We start from the raw sequence: 16,170 nt of genomic DNA, 5'->3' as shown, positions 1-16,170 counted from the left end.
AGTCTTATGCTCCTGAAAGTTTCCCCGCCGAGGTGATGGCCCCGAAGAACCGCTTCGTCAAGAGGGACGATGACATACTTTGCCGCTACACTGTGCAAAGTCTGGATATGGGAGCGCCATGGAATGGAAATAAAAAGTCAGGTTGAGTGTCCGGTCCGCTGTCTGGAGTCCGATGTCATGGAACAGGCTCGGGCCCGATTGATCCCCGGCGGGCTGGTCCGGGTGCCCTATGACTGCAAGGCCTGCAACGATGCCAGCCCGATTGTCCTGGCCTCCGACGAGATCTGCGCCGATATTCAGCAGGCCGAGCCACAGGTGGAATCGGCCATGGCCGCCCGGCTGCTGATAGCGCTGGTGGATCAAGAGCTTTGCGAATGCGATCTGGCGACCCTCATCGGCGGCGCGGAATCCACGGTTTTGCGGCAATTGGAACGGCTCCATGCCGACGGTTTGGTGAGCCGCCGCCCCGTGGTCTCCATGGTCTATTACAAATTGGCCGATGCGGATTTGCAGGATCGCCTGCGCAGGCGCCTTGGTTTGGTCGCCGAAGGAGCATAATATTGCCGGAATTCGGCTCTATCTCATAATGACAGCGCTTGAACCAGCCGCAGGAGAGGCCCCGTGACCCACAGCATCGCCCTGGTCGACGACGATCAAAACATTCTGACATCCGTGACCATGGCTCTGGAAGCCGAAGGCTTCGCCGTCACCACCTATAAAGACGGTGCCGAAGCCCTGGCCGGATTACTCAATGCCCCCAGCGATCTGGCGGTTTTGGATATCAAGATGCCGCGTATGGATGGCATGGAACTGCTCACCCGGCTGCGCAAGGAAAGCGACATGCCGGTGATCTTTCTGACCTCCAAAGACGAAGAGGTGGACGAACTCCTGGGCCTGCGTCTGGGCGCTGATGACTATATCAAGAAACCTTTTTCCCAGCGGTTGCTCATCGCCCGCATTCAGGCCTTGCTCAGGCGCAACGAATTGGCCGAGGAGGATGCCGGGGGCCAGCCCGTCGATACGGACCAGACCTTGGAACAGGGCAACCTGTTGTTGGATTCCGCCCGGCATTTATGTGCCTGGAAAGGCAAGCCCTTGAATTTGACGGTTACCGAATTCCTTATTGTCCGTGCCCTGGCACAGCGCCCGGGGCATGTGAAAAGCCGCGATCAATTGATCGATGCGGCCTATGGGGACAATGTCTATGTGGATGACCGCACCATCGACAGCCACATCAAGCGTCTGCGCAAGAAGTTCCGCCAGATGGACGATACCTTCGAGCAAATCGAGACCCTTTACGGGGTTGGCTACCGCTACAAGGAATAGAGGGACACCTTAGTTAATGACGGCGGGGGACCATAAACGGGCAGTGGGGCGGCGGCGTTTTTCGCCGATCACCCGCCGCATTCTGGCGGTCAATCTGCTGGGACTGGTCTTGTTGGTGGTCGGCATGCTCTATCTGGGAGAATACCGCCGCGCTCTGATCTCCGCCGAGTTGACGGTGCTGCGGACGCATGCGGAATTGTTTGCCGCCGCCCTGGGAGAGGGGGCGATCGTACAGATCACCCCGACCGAACAGGAACTCTATCCCCCCATGGCCCGGCAAATGGTCCGTTCCATGGTACGCAATACCCCGACCCGGGCGCGGCTGTTTGCTCCTGGAGGGGAATTGATGGCCGATTCCAAGCGGTTGATCGGTGGCAAGGCGTCTATCGAGGTGGAAGATCTGCCACCCCCCCCAGGCAGTGAAGACATCGGTGACCAGGCCTTGGATCTGAGCCGCTGGCTGTTCGACTGGCTGCCCGGCCGGGCGGATCTGGAACCTTATGAAGAACATGCCGACCAAAGGGCCTCGGACTACGAGGAAGTGGTCATGGCTTTGCATGGGGAAGCCGCCATGTCGGCGCGCGCCCTGCCCGGACCGGCGGCCGTGCTGTCGGTGGCCGTGCCCATTCAGCGCTACAAGCATGTGCTGGGCGCCTTGATGGTGACCACCGATTCCAGCCGCGTTGATCGGGCGTTGCTGGAAGTGCGACTGGATATCCTGAAAATCTCGGGGTTGGCTTTGGCCATTACCGTGCTTTTATCGCTTTATTTGGCGGCCAGCATTGCCCGACCGCTTCGGTTGCTTTCGCGTGCCGCCGAGCGAGTCCGATCCAGCCTGGCCCGCAACCGGACCATTCCCGACCTGACCAAGCGCGAAGATGAAATCGGCGATTTGTCCCATGCCCTGCGCGACATGACCACGGCCCTATGGACCCGCATGGACGCCATCGAACGATTCGCCGCCGATGTCAGTCACGAGATCAAGAATCCGCTGACCTCCCTGCGCAGCGCCGTGGAAACCGTGGCGAGGTTGGAAGACCCGGAACAACAACGCAAGCTGATGAGCATCATTCAAGACGATGTTCAGCGCCTTGATCGCTTGATCAGCGATATTTCCGATGCCTCGCGGTTGGACGCCGAATTGTCGCGGGCCGAACACGGGACGGTGGACCTGGGTGTCATGCTGGCCACCCTGACGGAGATTCACCAGACCACCGGCGAAGGTCCCCGGGTGATGCTGGAAACCGGCAATGGTGATTTCAGCGTTCCGGGTATCGAAAGCCGGCTGGTCCAGGTATTCCGCAACCTGATCGGCAACGCCGTCAGTTTCAGCCCGACCCATGGCGCCATCCGCCTTTCCCTGCGCCGGGACGGGGGCTGGGTCGAGGCCGGCGTCGCCGATGATGGACCCGGTATCCCGCCGGGCAAGGAGGATTCCATCTTTGACCGGTTCTATTCGGAACGTCCCGAGGGTGAAAAATTCGGCACCCATTCAGGTTTGGGGCTGAGTATCTCAAGACAAATTGTCGATGCCCATGGCGGATCGATTATGGCCAGCAACCGCATGACTCCCGAAGGAGACGTGATTGGGGCCCGGTTTGTGGTCCGTCTGCCGGTGGACAATGGAAACGCCGCTTGATTTTCGCCCCAAGGGTGACGGAAACTCAGGCATGATCGACACCGTTCGAATCCACGCCACCTGTGTTGCCGTCGGCACCTGCGGCATTCTCCTGCGGGGCCCCTCGGGTAGCGGCAAATCGGATCTGGCCCTGCGGCTGATGGTCGATGGAGCCCGGCTGGTGGCCGATGACCGTTGCGATTTGTGGGCTGATGACGGATCATTGTGGGCCGCCGCGCCCAAGGACCTGGAAGGATTGCTGGAGGTCCGTGGCCTGGGAGTGATGCGCATGGATCGGGCGGACAAGGCCGCTGTCCATTTGATTGTCGATCTGCTGCCCCGCCAACAAGTACCGCGATTGCCCGAGCCTCGCAGCGACAGTCTGGCCGGGGTGTCCCTGCCTTGTTTGTCGCTTCATGCCTTCGATGCCTCGGTGGTGGCCAAGCTGCGACTGGCCGCCCGCGTACCCTTCGACCCCTCTCTTTGCCATACGGGAGCCTGGACATCATGACCGACACCCCGCGTCCCGTTTTGCTGGTGACCGGCCTTTCCGGAGCGGGCAAGACCTCTGCTCTGAAAGCCTTGCAGGACATGGGCTACGAAACGGTGGATAACATCCCGTTGACGTTTCTTGGTGCCTTGGTGGAGGGCCACCGATACAGCCAGCAACGCGATGACGAGTCCCCGCCCTTGGCCATCGGCATGGATATCCGAACCCGGGGTTTCGCCCTCGACGCGGTGGTGGAGGAACTGGATCGCCTAAGCCAGGTGGTGCAGGTGGATGTGCGGGTGTTGTTCCTCGATTGCGACGATCAGGAACTGCATCGCCGCTATGTGGAAACCCGCCATCGCCATCCCCTGGCCCTGGACCGGCCGGTGTTGGACGGGGTCCGCGAGGAGCGCCGCTTGATGCAGCCCTTGCGCGGACGAGCCGATGTGGTGCTCGATACCAGCGCTTTGCCCTTGGGGGAGTTGAAGGCCCGCCTGCATGAGCATTTTTTCACCGATGGCGGCGAGGAACTGACCATTTTCGTCATGTCCTTCGGTTTCAAGCGGGGTATTCCCCGCGATGCGGATCTGATGTTCGATGTGCGGTTTTTGAACAACCCGCACTATGATCCGGCGCTGCGTCCGCTTTGTGGCAAAGACAAACCGGTCGCCGACTATGTCGGTTCGGATCCGGCCTTCACGCCCTTTTTCGATGACCTGACTTCCTTGCTCGAACCCCTGTTGCCACGCTATGCGGCGGAAGGGAAAAGCTACCTAACTATTACGTTGGGATGTACCGGCGGTAGACACCGATCCGTGTATACGACGGAAAGGCTCGGAAAGCGGCTTGCGGAAAGGGGCCACCGGGTGCAAATTCGCCATCGTGACCTGGATGGACAGGGAGGGTGAAACCCTGTCATGATAGGATGGTAGGGGACTCCGAGGGGCGTAGACGCGAATGATCGGCCTGGTGCTTGTAACGCACGGAAATCTGGCGCTGGAATTGGTGAATGCCATGGAACATGTGGTCGGTCACCAACCACAGGTACGGACCGTCTGTATCGGGCCGGAGGACGACATGGAAATCCGCCGACGGGAGATCCTCGACTGCGTGGCCAATGTGGAAACCGGTGAGGGCGTGGTGCTGCTTACGGATATGTTCGGCGGCACCCCTTCAAATCTGTCCATCTCGATCATGGACAAGGCGCGGGTGGAGGTTATTGCCGGGGTCAACCTGCCCATGCTGATCAAGCTGGCCACCGTGCGGCGGGATACAAAGTTGATCGAGGCGGTGAATGCGGCTCAAGAAGCAGGCCGCAAGTACATCAATATCGCATCGCAATTGCTGGGAGACTGAATTCGTGACCGGGGAAGCAACCCAGAGCGGTTTGAGTCGGGAATTGACCATCAGCAATCAACGCGGTCTGCATGCCCGGGCCGCTTCCAAATTCGTTAAGGTGGTTGGCGCCTTCGATGCCATGGTCGAGGTCACCAGAGGCGATCAGACCGTTTCCGGTCTGTCTATCATGGGTCTGATGCTGTTGGCGGCGGGGCCGGGAACCTCGATCCAGATCAACGCGGCGGGCCCCGAGGCCGAGGTGGCGATCGAAGCCATCTCCGCGCTGGTCAACGGCAAGTTCGAAGAAGAGTAAAAAACCGATAAGGCTGGGAAAAATCCGGCTGACAGGGAGGCGGCATCCGTGCGCATGGATGACGACGTAATAAAGACCGCAAGCCTTGGGGCCATTCACCGTGAGGAACGGGTCCTGAAGGGATTGGGCGTGGCGCCAGGAGTGGCGATCGGCGAAGCCCATCTGCGCGAGTGCGGCTCGGTGACCATTCCGGAATATCGGGTGGCGGCCAACCGGGTACGGGCAGAGTGTCAGCGTTTCAGCATCGCGGTGGAAAAATCCCGTCAGCAACTCGGTGTCCTGCGGGCCAAGACCCGGGGACTGCCAGAAGCCGCGGCGGAAGAATTGGGCTATTTGCTCGATGCTTACCAACATATGCTCAGCGGCTCGCGGTTGGTGCGCGGAGTCGAAGACCGCATTTCCGCCCAACGGATCAACGCCGAGGCTGCCCTGCAAACAGAAATGCAGGAAATCACCGCCAGCTTCCTGGCCGTTGACGATGCCTACCTTTCCCAACGGGCCGACGACATTTGCGCCATCGGCACCCGCGTCCTGCAAAACTTGGTCGGTGCGCCGCAGCAGGGCTTCGCCCGGGTGCCCAAGGGCAGCATCATCGTCGCCGATGAGATTTCTCCCGCCGATGCGGCCCAGATGGATCCCCGGCGGGTCAAGGGCGTATGTGCTGCCTTGGGTGGCGCGGAGGGTCATACGGCCATTATGGCGCGTGCTTTGGGGTTGCCCGCCGTGCTCGGTGTGTCGGGTTTGCTGGCCGGGGTGGAGAACGGCGCTCAAATCATCATCGATGGCAATCTGGGCCGGGTGATTGTCAATCCGCTGGAAGAGACCCTGCGCTACTATGAACGGCGCATGGCAGACATCATGCGCGAGCAGCGGGCCTTGGTGCGGCTGCGCAAACGCCCGGCGGTGACCACCGACAATGTCCCGGTGCTGCTGCGAGGTAATATTGAACTGCCGGTGGAACTGCACCAGTTGCTCCAGATGGGCGCCGTGGGGATCGGCCTGCTGCGCAGCGAGTTCATGTTCATGAACCGCGAGGACCTGCCCACCGAGGAAGAGCAATACCAACTGCTCAAATCCATGGTCGACGACCTGGGGGGGCAACCCATAACCGTGAGAACCTTGGATGTGGGCGGTGAAAAAATCGCCGCATCCCTGGTGGATCAAGTGGGGACCAGTGCCGAGTCGGTCTTGGGGCTACGGGGTATTCGCCTGTCTCTCAGCCAGATTGATCTTTTGAAAGCCCAATCCCGAGCCATCCTGCGGGCCGGAGCCCATGGGCCGGTGCGCATCCTGCTGCCCATGGTGACCACGGTTTCAGAAGTCCGCCGGGCCCGCGAAACCATTGAGGAAGAGGCCCGCTCTTTGATCGCCGAAGGCATTGCCATTGCCGATCCCTTGCCACCGGTAGGCGTGATGATCGAGGTGCCGGGCGCGGCCCTGGCCGCCGATGCCCTGGCCCGCGACGCCGATTTCTTTGCCATCGGCTCCAATGATCTGACCATGTATGCCCTGGCCATCGACCGGACCGATGAACGGGTGGCCTATTTGCATGATCCGTTGCACCCGGCGGTGCTGCGGCTGATCCAGTTCTCCACCCAGGCGGCCCTGCGGGCCGGGATTCCGGTCTCCCTATGCGGTGAGATGGCCGGTGATCCGCGCTATACGGCCTTGCTGCTGGGGCTGGGTATTCGCGAATTGAGCATGTCGGCGCACAACATCCCCCGGGTCAAACGCCGAATCCGCGAGTTGGACATGGCCGCCGCCAGTCTCCGTGCCAAACTGATTCTCGAACAGACCGATGCCGGTCGCATCACCACCTTGCTGGACGATTTCAACGGCATGGCGTGAGTTCCAACCAAAAAAAACGACCGCCCGAAGGCGGTCGCTGATCTTGGATCCCTATAGAATCGAATGGGCCTATTCCAAGGAAACCCCTTGCTTCTTGGTGATTGCCTTACCACCGGCGGCCTGGGTCAGGGCGCTCTTGATCGCGTCGGGGGCGCCCATGATGTTCATGAAGCTGTTGTCACCCATCATGGACAGGTCCGGAAAGCTGATGGCGATGCGGAACTCGGCGGGTAGCGTGCGGGCCACGCCCTCGGTGATCAGGATTTCATAGGGCAGGTGAGCCGCTGATTTGATGTCCTTGAAATCGATTTCCTTCATCAAGAAGGCATCGTCCTGCATATCGCCGCCGCCCTTGGTGCCGTCCATGGCCACGCCGAACACGGTCTCTTCCTTGCCCGGGATATCCACGCGATAGACCTTGGTGATCCCGGAGCGGCCTTCGGCCAGACTTTTTTCCGCCGCGGCCACGGCATCGGCATGGCTGTCGTGTTTGATCAGACGGATGGGATCGTCGAAGTAGGGCATCATGAACTTGTAGTGATAGTCCCGTAGCTCGTCGGCTTCGATGCCCTCGGCCCCAAAAGATTGCTGATTGCCCAAAGTGCTGCCCAGTTTGGCGCCCATATCGGCCTGATCGCCATCCATACGAAAAGCAGCGGCCCAATAGGGCGGATTGGTATAAGCGACTTGCACCTTGCCTGAGGCCTCGACCAATGAAACCCGGTGCACGGCGCCATAGCCACCATATTTCGACTTGGCGGCCAGAGCCTGCAAATCTCCATTGGTGATGACCAAAATCTGGGTTCCGGCATAGGGGCTGAAATCGCCCACCACGTCAAATCCGGCGCTGGAGAGCTTCGACTTGACCGAGGCGGCGGCGGCGGCCAACCCCATATCGCTTATTTCGGCAAGAACGAAAGGCTTCAGTTTAACGTCTTCAGCCTGCGCAGGCGCGACAAGCACCAGCGCCACGGCCAGCACAATGCTGGCCCACATTTTCTGAATCATGATATTTCCCTGCTCAGTATTGTACTTATTGGTTTGATTGCCCTGATCATGCGGGCTTTTCGCTCATATTTCAATTTTAATATGAGGTTTATGTAAGATGAAATAAAACGAGCAGAACCTTGTGAATATCGCACAGAAAAAATACATTTCATAGGTTATAAATTTTCTCAGATTTTCTAGAATCACAACGAAATACGCCTAAAGCCTAATTAAATAGCGGCAGGTATTGGTGTTGTAGTGAGGGGAGTTATTCAAGTAAAAAACATTATTACTTGATAAAATCTTACCTATGTCGCAGAGATGTGCGGATTTTGGTTTTTGAGGTCTTGTTTTGACGTCGCATTCCCTGATCGCGTGGCGACACCTCATGGCAGCCAAATAACCCTTTCGGCGGTGCCAATTCCACCAAGCCAGCCCCAATCGATCCCGACAGTTCAGTTTGATCAGTCTGACAAGATCATATGCTTGGGAGCACACGGACAAGGCAACGGCCATCAAGCCCGACGCCGGTCTACAAACAGCGGAGTCATCCAATGACCAACTTAGAAACGGAATTTCTCAACAAGGATCTGGTTTCCGAGGACCAAGAGTATGGTCAGGATCCGCTGGCGGTCCGGGAAACCGATCAGTACCGCGCCGAATACGTGATGAGCTTCGTTGAGAAATGGGACGAACTGATCGATTGGGAGGCGCGGGCCGACAGCGAAGGCCAGTTCTTCATCGATGTGCTGAAGTCCCGGGGCAAGCAGAATGTCCTCGACGTGGCCACCGGCACCGGCTTTCACTCGGTTCAGCTCAGCAAGGCGGGCTTCGACGTGACCAGCGCCGACGGCTCCGCCGCCATGCTGGCCAAGGCGTTTGAGAATGCCAAGAAGCGTCACCTGATCCTGCGCACCGTGCAGGCCGACTGGCGTTGGCTGAACCGGGACATCCAGGGCAAGTATGACGCCATCATCTGCCTGGGAAATTCCTTCACCCATTTGTTCGACGAACAGGACCGCCGACGGGCTTTGGCCGAGTTCTATGCCGCCCTCAAGCATGATGGCATCCTGATCATCGACCAGCGGAATTACGACGTCATCCTGGATGAAGGGTTCCAAACTAAGCATCGGTATTATTACTGTGGAGACCAGGTGGTGGCCGAACCGGAGCATGTGGACGAGGGCCTGGCCCGCTTCCGTTACGCCTTTCCCGATGGCTCCGAATACAAGCTGAATATGTTCCCGATCCGGAAAAACGACATGCGGACCCTGCTCAAGGAAGCCGGGTTCCAGCGTATCCATACCTACGGGGATTTCCAGGAAACCTATCAGGACAACGAACCCGACTTCTTTGTCCATATCGTGGAAAAGAGCTATCACCATGACTGATACCCAAACGGCGGGCTCCAAGGCCCAGGACGTGGTCGCCAAGGCCGAGAGCTATTACGATAGTGCCGATGCCGACAACTTCTACTTCAACATCTGGGGCGGCGAAGACATCCATATTGGGCTCTACGACAGCACCGATGACATCGCCGAGGCCAGCCGCCTGACGGTGGAGAAAATGGCCGCCGTGGCGGCGCCCATCACCGACGCGACCAAGATCCTCGACGTGGGCGCTGGATATGGCGGGGCGGCCCGCTTCCTGGCCAAACGTTTCGGCTGCCAGGTGGATTGCCTGAACATCAGTCAGACCCAGAACGCCACCAACCGGCGGCTGACCGAAGACCAGGGGCTGGCTGACCGCATCACCGTGGTGCATGGCAGCTTCGAGGACATCCCCGAGGAGGACGGCAAGTTCGATCTGGTCTGGTCCCAGGACGCGATCCTGCATTCCGGTCGCCGACAACGGGTGCTGGAAGAGGTGACCCGCGTGCTCAAGCCCGGCGGACGTTTCGTGTTCACTGATCCCATGCAGGCCGACGACTGCCCCGAGGGCGTCTTGCAGGCTGTTTACGACCGCATCCATCTGGAAAACCTCGGGTCCTTTGCCGCCTATCGGGAGATGGCGGGCCATGTCGGCTTGGAAGTGGTGGAGACCCTCGACCGGAGCGCGCAACTGCGCAACCACTATCATCGGGTCGGTGAACGGCTCGCCGCCGACTACGACCGCATGGCTTCGGTTTCGTCCAAGGACTACCTGGACCGCATGTTGAAGGGGCTGACCCACTGGGTTGAGGCCGCGGACAAGGGCTTCCTTGCCTGGGGCATCCTCCATATGCGCAAACCCTGATTTATTGACAGGCGGTCGCGATCGGAAGGGGTCGGGTCATTAGCCGTTGGCATCCCGCGCGCGGTCGTCTAATAACACCCGCAACGTTTCCAGATACGAATGGACAAGAGAATGACCTCCAACACTGACTATATCGTCGCTGACATCGCCCTGGCCGATTGGGGCCGCAAGGAACTGGACATCGCCGAGAGCGAGATGCCGGGCCTGATGGTCACCCGCGAGGAATACGGCCCGTCGCAGCCCTTGAAGGGCGCGCGCATTGCCGGCTCCCTGCATATGACTATCCAGACGGCGGTCCTGATCGAGACCCTGACCGCTCTGGGCGCCGACGTGCGCTGGGCGTCGTGCAACATCTATTCGACCCAGGACCATGCCGCCGCGGCCATTGCCGCCACCGGTGTGCCGGTGTTCGCGGTCAAGGGCGAAACCCTGGAAGACTATTGGGACTACACCCACAAGATCTTCGAATGGGCCGATGGCGGTACCCCGAACATGATTCTCGATGACGGCGGCGACGCCACCTTGCTGATCCACCTGGGGGCCCGCGCCGAAAAGGATATCTCGGTGCTCGACAATCCGGGGAGCCAGGAAGAGGAAATCCTGTTCGCCGCCATCAAGAAGCGGCTGGGTGAACAGCCCGGCTGGTATTCCAATATCCTTGTGAATATCATGGGTGTGACCGAGGAGACCACCACCGGCGTGCATCGCCTGTACGAGATGGAGCGTGAAGGATCGCTGCCGTTCCCGGCCTTCAACGTCAATGACTCGGTCACCAAATCCAAGTTCGACAACAAGTACGGCTGCCGGGAATCCCTGGTCGACGGCATCCGCCGGGCCACCGACGTGATGATGGCGGGCAAGGTCGCCGTGGTCGCCGGTTTCGGCGATGTGGGCAAGGGCTCCGCCGAGAGCCTGCGCTCCGCCGGTTGCCGGGTGCTGGTCACTGAGATCGATCCCATCTGCGCCCTGCAAGCGGCCATGGAAGGCTTCGAAGTGGTGACCATGGAAGACGCCGCGCCGCGTGGCGATATCTTTGTCACCACCACCGGCAACGTGGATATTCTGACCACCGACCATATGGCGGCCATGAAAGATCGGGCGATCGTTTGCAACATCGGCCACTTCGACAACGAGATTCAGGTCGCCGGTCTGAAGAACTACAAATGGACCAACATCAAGGCTCAGGTGGACGAGATCGAGTTCCCCGACGGCCACCGCATTATTCTGCTCGCCGAAGGGCGTCTGGTGAACCTGGGCTGTGCCACCGGCCATCCGAGCTTCGTCATGTCAGCCAGCTTCACCAACCAGACCCTGGCCCAGATCGAGCTGTTCGCCAACAACGGCGATGGCCAGTACGAGAACAAGGTCTATGTGCTGCCCAAGCATCTAGATGAGAAAGTGGCGCAGCTGCATTTGGATAAGTTGGGCGTGGCCCTGTCCAAGCTCAGTCAGAAGCAGGCCGACTACATCGGCGTGCCGGTCAACGGCCCGTTCAAGGGCGAGGCCTACCGCTACTGATTCCAGGCGATCACCCAAACAAAAAACAAGTCCCGCGAACGGATCGCGGGACTTGTTTTGTCGAGCAGGTCGAACGGACTATTTGTAGTCGACCTTGAGAATCTCATAGGACTTGGTGCCGCCCGGCGAAGTCACTTCCACTGAGTCACCCAGGCTCTTGCCGATCAGTCCCCGGGACAGGGGCGCGGTGATGGACAGCCTGCCCTTGTCCACGTCGGCTTCGTGGGCGCCGACGATCTGAAAGGCCATTTCCTCGTCGGTGTCCTCGTCCACCACCTCAACGGTGGCGCCGAAGCGGACCACGTCGCCGGACAGTTTCGACGGGTCGATGACTTCCACCCGGCTGGTGATGTCTTCCAACTCGGCGATTCGGCCTTCGATGAAGCTCTGCTTTTCGCGCGCCGCATGATATTCGGCGTTCTCGGAGAGATCCCCATGCTCGCGGGCCTCGGCGATGGCTTTGATGACATCGGGGCGTTCACGGCTTTTGAGGTGCTTCAGCTCCGCTTCCAGTTCTTCCAGACCGCCACGGGTCATCGGGATCTTTTCCATGGCCTTTGCCTCCGGCGTGAATCGGTGTTCAATAAAACAAAAAAAACCACCCTCGCGCATCCGGATCCGGGAGCACGATGGTAGGTGGGTAGTTCTTCTACCTAAAACGAACCGCTAAAATAGTCTTGCAGCGGCGTAACATCAAGAGGGGCTTCCCGCATGGCCGCAATGGCGTGCACGGCGGCCCGGGCTCCGGCGATGGTGGTGAAGTGCGGCACGTTCTGAGTCAGCGCGGAACGGCGGATGGAGAAGCTGTCCTTGATGGCCTGGGTCCCGTCGGTGGTATTGATCACCAACTGTACTTCACCGCTTTTGATGGCATCGACGCAGTGGGGGCGGCCTTCTTGCACCTTGTTGATGCCCGCGACTTCAAGGCCGTGTTCGGCCAACAGGCGCGCCGTGCCGTGGGTGGCGATCAATCTGAAGCCCAGCTTGGTCAAATCTCGCGACAGATGCACGGCCGATTCCTTGTCCCCTTGGCGGACGGAGATAAATACCGTGCCTTCCTGAGGCAGAATGGATCCCGCGCCCAACTGAGCCTTGGCAAAGGCATGGGCGAAATCGCTGTCGATGCCCATCACTTCGCCGGTTGACTTCATTTCCGGGCCCAGCAACACATCGACACCGGGGAAGCGGGCGAAGGGGAAGACGGCCTCCTTGACCGCGATATGATCGAACTTGGGGCGTTCGGGCAGGTTGAAGTCAGCCAGTTTCTCTCCGGCCATGACCCGGGCGGCAATTTTGGCGATGGGCACGCCGGTGGCCTTGGCGACGAAGGGCACCGTGCGCGAAGCCCGGGGATTGACTTCCAGAATATAGATCTCGCCGTCCTTGACCGCATATTGCACGTTCATCAGACCGACCACGTTTAGGCCCGTGGCCAGCAGGTGGGTCTGGCGCCGCAACTCCTCGATGATGCTGTCGGGTAGCGAATGAGGCGGCAGGGAGCAGGCGGAATCGCCGGAATGGATGCCCGCCTCTTCGATATGCTGCATGATCCCGGCCACATAGATGCCATCGCCGTCGCTGACCGCGTCCACGTCCACCTCGATGGCGTCTTGCAGATACTGATCAAGCAGGATCGGGGTTTCGGCATTGATCTCCACCGAGACCAGACCCTTGAGCTTTTCGATCATCAACTGTTCGAAATAGGCCGCCAGGCCCTCGGGGGAATGGACGATCTGCATGGCCCGCCCACCCAGCACATAGGACGGCCGCACCACCACCGGGTAGCCCAGGTCACCGGCCTTGACCATGGCCTCGTCGGCGGAGGCGGCAATGGCGTTCTTGGGCTGGCGCAGGCCCAGGTCCTGCAACAGGATCTGGAACCGTTCGCGGTCTTCCGCCAGATCAATGGAATCGGGCGAGGTTCCGAGAATCGGAATGCCTGCTTCTTGCAAGGCCGCCGCCAGTTTCAACGGCGTCTGGCCGCCGAACTGCACAATGGCGCCGCGCAACTCGCCCCGGGACTGCTCCACCCGCAGCAATTCGATGCAGTCCTCGGCGGTCAGCGGCTCGAAAAACAGCCGGTCGGAAGTATCATAGTCGGTGGAAACCGTTTCCGGATTGCAGTTGACCATGATTGATTCATAGTTCGCGTCCTTGAGGGCATAGGCCGCATGGACGCAACAATAGTCGAACTCGATACCCTGGCCGATTCGGTTGGGGCCACCGCCGAGAATGGCCACCTTGGCGCGGTCAGACGGCTCGGACTCGCATTGCGGCAGAGTCACCCCGTCCCCGCGATAGCACGAGTACATGTACGACGTCTGCGAGGCGAACTCCCCGGCGCAGGTATCCACCCGCTTATAGACAGGGTGCACATTCAGCGAGGACCGCCGGGAAGCGACCCAGGAAGCGGGCTGGTCCACCAGTTCGGCCAGCCGGGCATCGGAGAAGCCCATTTTCTTCAAAGACAGCAGACCCGGGGCATCGCCGGGCACGCCGTCGGCCAACACACTATCTTCGGCCTCGATGATTTCCTGAATGCGGGCCAGGAACCAAGGGTCATACTTACAGGCCGAACGGATCTCTTCCAGGCTCAGGCCGAAGCGGAAGGCCTGTGCGATGACCAAAAGCCGGTCCGGGCGCGGCGTTGCCAAGGCGGCACGGATGGTATCGGGCGAGACGTTGCGCACTTCGTTGAGCCCATTCAACCCGGTCTCCATGGAACGCAGGCCTTTTTGCAAGGACTCGGCGAAGGTCGAGCCGATGGACATGGCTTCGCCCACGGACTTCATAGATGTGCTTAGTAGGGCATCGGTGCCGGGGAACTTTTCGAAGGTAAAGCGCGGAATCTTGGTGACCACGTAATCGATGGTCGGTTCGAACGACGCCGGGGTCACGCCGGTGATGTCGTTATCCAATTCATCCAGCGTGTAGCCGACGGCCAGCTTGGCGGCGATCTTGGCAATGGGAAAGCCGGTGGCCTTCGATGCCAGGGCCGAGGAGCGCGACACCCGGGGATTCATCTCGATGATCACCATGCGCCCGTCGTCGGGGTTGATGGCGAACTGCACGTTGGACCCGCCCGTGTCCACGCCGATCTCGCGCAGCACCGCCAGCGAGGCGTTGCGCATGATCTGGTATTCCTTGTCGGTCAGGGTCAGGGCCGGGGCGACGGTGATGGAATCGCCCGTATGCACGCCCATGGGGTCCACGTTCTCGATGGAACAGATGATGATGCAGTTGTCTTTTTTGTCGCGCACCACCTCCATCTCGAACTCTTTCCACCCGATGATGGATTCTTCCACCAGGCACTGGTGCGTCGGCGAGGCGGCCAGGCCGCTGGCGATAATCTTGTCGTATTCCTCGCGGTTATAGGCCACGCCGCCGCCGGTGCCGCCGAGGGTATAGGCCGGGCGGATGATCAACGGCAGACCGATGGTCTCCAGGGCCTCGCGGGCTTCGGTCATATTATGGACGAGGGCACTGGTGGCGCTTTCCAATCCGATGGCCGTCATGGCCTCGCGGAAGCGTTCGCGGTCTTCGGCCTTGTCGATGGCATTGGCATCGGCGCCGATCATCTCCACGCCGTGGCGTTTCAGGGCGCCGGATTTGTACAAGGAAATAGCCGTATTCAAGGCCGTCTGGCCGCCCATGGTGGGCAGCAGGGCATCGGGCTTCTCCTTGACGATGATCCGCTCGACCATTTCCGGCGTGATGGGCTCCACATAGGTGGCGTCGGCCATGGTCGGATCAGTCATGATGGTCGCCGGGTTGGAGTTCACCAGGATCACCCGGTAGCCTTCCTCGCGCAGGGCCTTGCAAGCCTGGGCGCCGGAATAGTCGAACTCACAGGCCTGGCCGATAACAATCGGCCCGGCCCCGATGATGAGGATGGATTTGATGTCTGTACGTTTGGGCATGACGGCTCTTCGATCATGAATCGCGGGGCGGCGGGCCTTTATTACACCAGCCGCGCCCGCGAGAACACTTTTGATTTCACCGTTTGGTCACTTTCCCGACAATCGGATCAGTCATCGTCATAATAACCCTTCTCGGCGGCCTTGTGGCAGGCCGGGCAATTGGCCTTGGAGCCCACGTCCGCGCGGGTCCAGGCGCTGGGGGAAACTTCTTCTTCGTGCTCATGTTTCCAGTCCGGCAGGTCGGTGATTCGCAGGGTCACCTCCTTGCCGCCGGTGAAGCGTTGCCAAAATCCGTTTGTTCCGGCATTGGCGACCAGATAGGCCTCGATCTCCGTGGCGGTCTCGGCGGGGAGGCTGGCATCCTCGCCGAAGTGATTCGGCAGGTCCGCCATGACCGCCTTCCAGGAATCGGCGGGCAGCAGGCCCGGTTGAAAGGCCATGTGGCAGGCCCCGCATTCATCCTTGGTGGCCTGGTGGGTTACCGGGCCGTAAAAATCATCATCGGCGCGGGCGCTCGAAGCGAGCAGGACGCCCAGGGCAAAAGTGGCAATCAAGGTGCGTTTCATGGGTATTCTCC

At 60.0% G+C, this 16,170-nt stretch carries 15 protein-coding genes; 11 read left to right on the top strand and 4 right to left on the bottom strand.

Translation table 11 applies throughout. The features are described from left to right. Positions 1 to 123 precede the first annotated feature (123 nt). From MGMAQ_RS19825 to ptsP, 8 genes are all read left to right on the top strand, one after another. A complete protein-coding gene (locus MGMAQ_RS19825) occupies positions 124 to 558 on the top strand; it encodes a helix-turn-helix domain-containing protein (RefSeq protein WP_052716450.1) in 435 nt (144 codons plus the stop codon). 63 nt (positions 559 to 621) lie between these two features. Continuing rightward, a complete protein-coding gene (locus tag MGMAQ_RS15525; RefSeq protein ID WP_046022267.1) occupies positions 622 to 1,326 on the top strand; it encodes a response regulator transcription factor in 705 nt (234 codons plus the stop codon). Positions 1,327 to 1,342: 16 nt separating this feature from the next. After that, positions 1,343 to 2,965: a stimulus-sensing domain-containing protein gene (locus MGMAQ_RS15520; protein ID WP_046022266.1), complete on the top strand. Its 1,623-nt coding sequence runs from the start codon at positions 1,343 to 1,345 to the stop codon at positions 2,963 to 2,965. Positions 2,966 to 2,996: 31 nt separating this feature from the next. After that, a complete protein-coding gene (locus MGMAQ_RS15515; protein WP_046022265.1) occupies positions 2,997 to 3,455 on the top strand; it encodes an HPr kinase/phosphorylase in 459 nt (152 codons plus the stop codon). Beyond that, a complete protein-coding gene (gene rapZ, locus MGMAQ_RS15510) occupies positions 3,452 to 4,342 on the top strand; it encodes an RNase adapter RapZ (protein ID WP_046022264.1) in 891 nt (296 codons plus the stop codon). Before MGMAQ_RS15515 ends, rapZ begins: the two co-directional genes overlap by 4 nt. A 49-nt stretch (positions 4,343 to 4,391) precedes the next feature. Continuing rightward, positions 4,392 to 4,790 (top strand): PTS sugar transporter subunit IIA, encoded by a 399-nt coding sequence (locus tag MGMAQ_RS15505; RefSeq protein WP_046022263.1) that lies wholly within the window; start codon positions 4,392 to 4,394, stop codon positions 4,788 to 4,790. Positions 4,791 to 4,794: 4 nt separating this feature from the next. Further along, entirely contained in the window at positions 4,795 to 5,085 is a 291-nt protein-coding gene (locus MGMAQ_RS15500) for an HPr family phosphocarrier protein (protein ID WP_046022262.1), read from the top strand. Between the two features lie 54 nt (positions 5,086 to 5,139). Next, complete coding sequence (gene ptsP / locus MGMAQ_RS15495; RefSeq protein ID WP_046022261.1) at positions 5,140 to 6,933, top strand: phosphoenolpyruvate--protein phosphotransferase; 1,794 nt, start codon at positions 5,140 to 5,142, stop codon at positions 6,931 to 6,933. Between the two features lie 69 nt (positions 6,934 to 7,002). Here ptsP and MGMAQ_RS15490 read toward each other — a convergent pair whose 3' ends face one another. Next, complete coding sequence (locus MGMAQ_RS15490) at positions 7,003 to 7,941, bottom strand: hypothetical protein (RefSeq protein ID WP_052716449.1); 939 nt, start codon at positions 7,939 to 7,941, stop codon at positions 7,003 to 7,005. A 533-nt stretch (positions 7,942 to 8,474) separates the two neighbouring features. Here MGMAQ_RS15490 and MGMAQ_RS15485 point away from each other — a divergent pair. From MGMAQ_RS15485 to ahcY, 3 genes are all read left to right on the top strand, one after another. After that, complete coding sequence (locus MGMAQ_RS15485) at positions 8,475 to 9,311, top strand: class I SAM-dependent methyltransferase (protein WP_046022260.1); 837 nt, start codon at positions 8,475 to 8,477, stop codon at positions 9,309 to 9,311. Further along, complete coding sequence (locus MGMAQ_RS15480; RefSeq protein WP_046022259.1) at positions 9,304 to 10,155, top strand: methyltransferase domain-containing protein; 852 nt, start codon at positions 9,304 to 9,306, stop codon at positions 10,153 to 10,155. The genes MGMAQ_RS15485 and MGMAQ_RS15480 overlap by 8 nt, the downstream gene beginning before the upstream one ends. A 111-nt stretch (positions 10,156 to 10,266) precedes the next feature. Beyond that, complete coding sequence (ahcY, locus tag MGMAQ_RS15475; protein WP_046022258.1) at positions 10,267 to 11,673, top strand: adenosylhomocysteinase; 1,407 nt, start codon at positions 10,267 to 10,269, stop codon at positions 11,671 to 11,673. Positions 11,674 to 11,751: 78 nt separating this feature from the next. Here ahcY and greA read toward each other — a convergent pair whose 3' ends face one another. The 3 genes from greA to MGMAQ_RS15460 all read right to left on the bottom strand — a co-directional run bounded on the left by greA (position 11,752) and on the right by MGMAQ_RS15460 (position 16,159). Continuing rightward, a complete protein-coding gene (greA, locus tag MGMAQ_RS15470) occupies positions 11,752 to 12,225 on the bottom strand; it encodes a transcription elongation factor GreA (protein WP_046023407.1) in 474 nt (157 codons plus the stop codon). A gap of 101 nt (positions 12,226 to 12,326) precedes the next feature. After that, the gene (carB, locus tag MGMAQ_RS15465) at positions 12,327 to 15,593 is read right to left on the bottom strand and encodes a carbamoyl-phosphate synthase large subunit (RefSeq protein ID WP_046022257.1); all 3,267 of its coding nucleotides are present in this window, start codon (positions 15,591 to 15,593) and stop codon (positions 12,327 to 12,329) included. Positions 15,594 to 15,700: 107 nt separating this feature from the next. Further along, positions 15,701 to 16,159: a diheme cytochrome c gene (locus MGMAQ_RS15460; RefSeq protein WP_046022256.1), complete on the bottom strand. Its 459-nt coding sequence runs from the start codon at positions 16,157 to 16,159 to the stop codon at positions 15,701 to 15,703. Between the last annotated feature and the right edge of the window lie 11 nt (positions 16,160 to 16,170).

Source organism: Magnetospira sp. QH-2 (assembly GCF_000968135.1).
Classification (GTDB): domain Bacteria; phylum Pseudomonadota; class Alphaproteobacteria; order Rhodospirillales; family Magnetospiraceae; genus Magnetospira.
The sequence above is the reverse complement of the archived record's forward strand: the minus strand, read 5'-3'. Positions and strand labels throughout refer to the sequence as shown.

Bases quoted from the DNA above. Each gene is read 5' to 3' on its own strand.
- MGMAQ_RS19825 (WP_052716450.1), top strand. From the start codon at position 124: ATGGAAATAAAAAGTCAGGTTGAGTGTCCGGTCCGCTGTCTGGAGTCC.
- MGMAQ_RS15520 (WP_046022266.1), top strand. From the start codon at position 1,343: ATGACGGCGGGGGACCATAAACGGGCAGTGGGGCGGCGGCGTTTTTCG.
- MGMAQ_RS15515 (WP_046022265.1), top strand. From the start codon at position 2,997: ATGATCGACACCGTTCGAATCCACGCCACCTGTGTTGCCGTCGGCACC.
- rapZ (WP_046022264.1), top strand. From the start codon at position 3,452: ATGACCGACACCCCGCGTCCCGTTTTGCTGGTGACCGGCCTTTCCGGA.
- MGMAQ_RS15505 (WP_046022263.1), top strand. From the start codon at position 4,392: ATGATCGGCCTGGTGCTTGTAACGCACGGAAATCTGGCGCTGGAATTG.
- ptsP (WP_046022261.1), top strand. From the start codon at position 5,140: ATGGATGACGACGTAATAAAGACCGCAAGCCTTGGGGCCATTCACCGT.
- MGMAQ_RS15490 (WP_052716449.1), bottom strand. From the start codon at position 7,941: ATGATTCAGAAAATGTGGGCCAGCATTGTGCTGGCCGTGGCGCTGGTG.
- MGMAQ_RS15485 (WP_046022260.1), top strand. From the start codon at position 8,475: ATGACCAACTTAGAAACGGAATTTCTCAACAAGGATCTGGTTTCCGAG.
- MGMAQ_RS15480 (WP_046022259.1), top strand. From the start codon at position 9,304: ATGACTGATACCCAAACGGCGGGCTCCAAGGCCCAGGACGTGGTCGCC.
- ahcY (WP_046022258.1), top strand. From the start codon at position 10,267: ATGACCTCCAACACTGACTATATCGTCGCTGACATCGCCCTGGCCGAT.
- greA (WP_046023407.1), bottom strand. From the start codon at position 12,225: ATGGAAAAGATCCCGATGACCCGTGGCGGTCTGGAAGAACTGGAAGCG.
- carB (WP_046022257.1), bottom strand. From the start codon at position 15,593: ATGCCCAAACGTACAGACATCAAATCCATCCTCATCATCGGGGCCGGG.
- MGMAQ_RS15460 (WP_046022256.1), bottom strand. From the start codon at position 16,159: ATGAAACGCACCTTGATTGCCACTTTTGCCCTGGGCGTCCTGCTCGCT.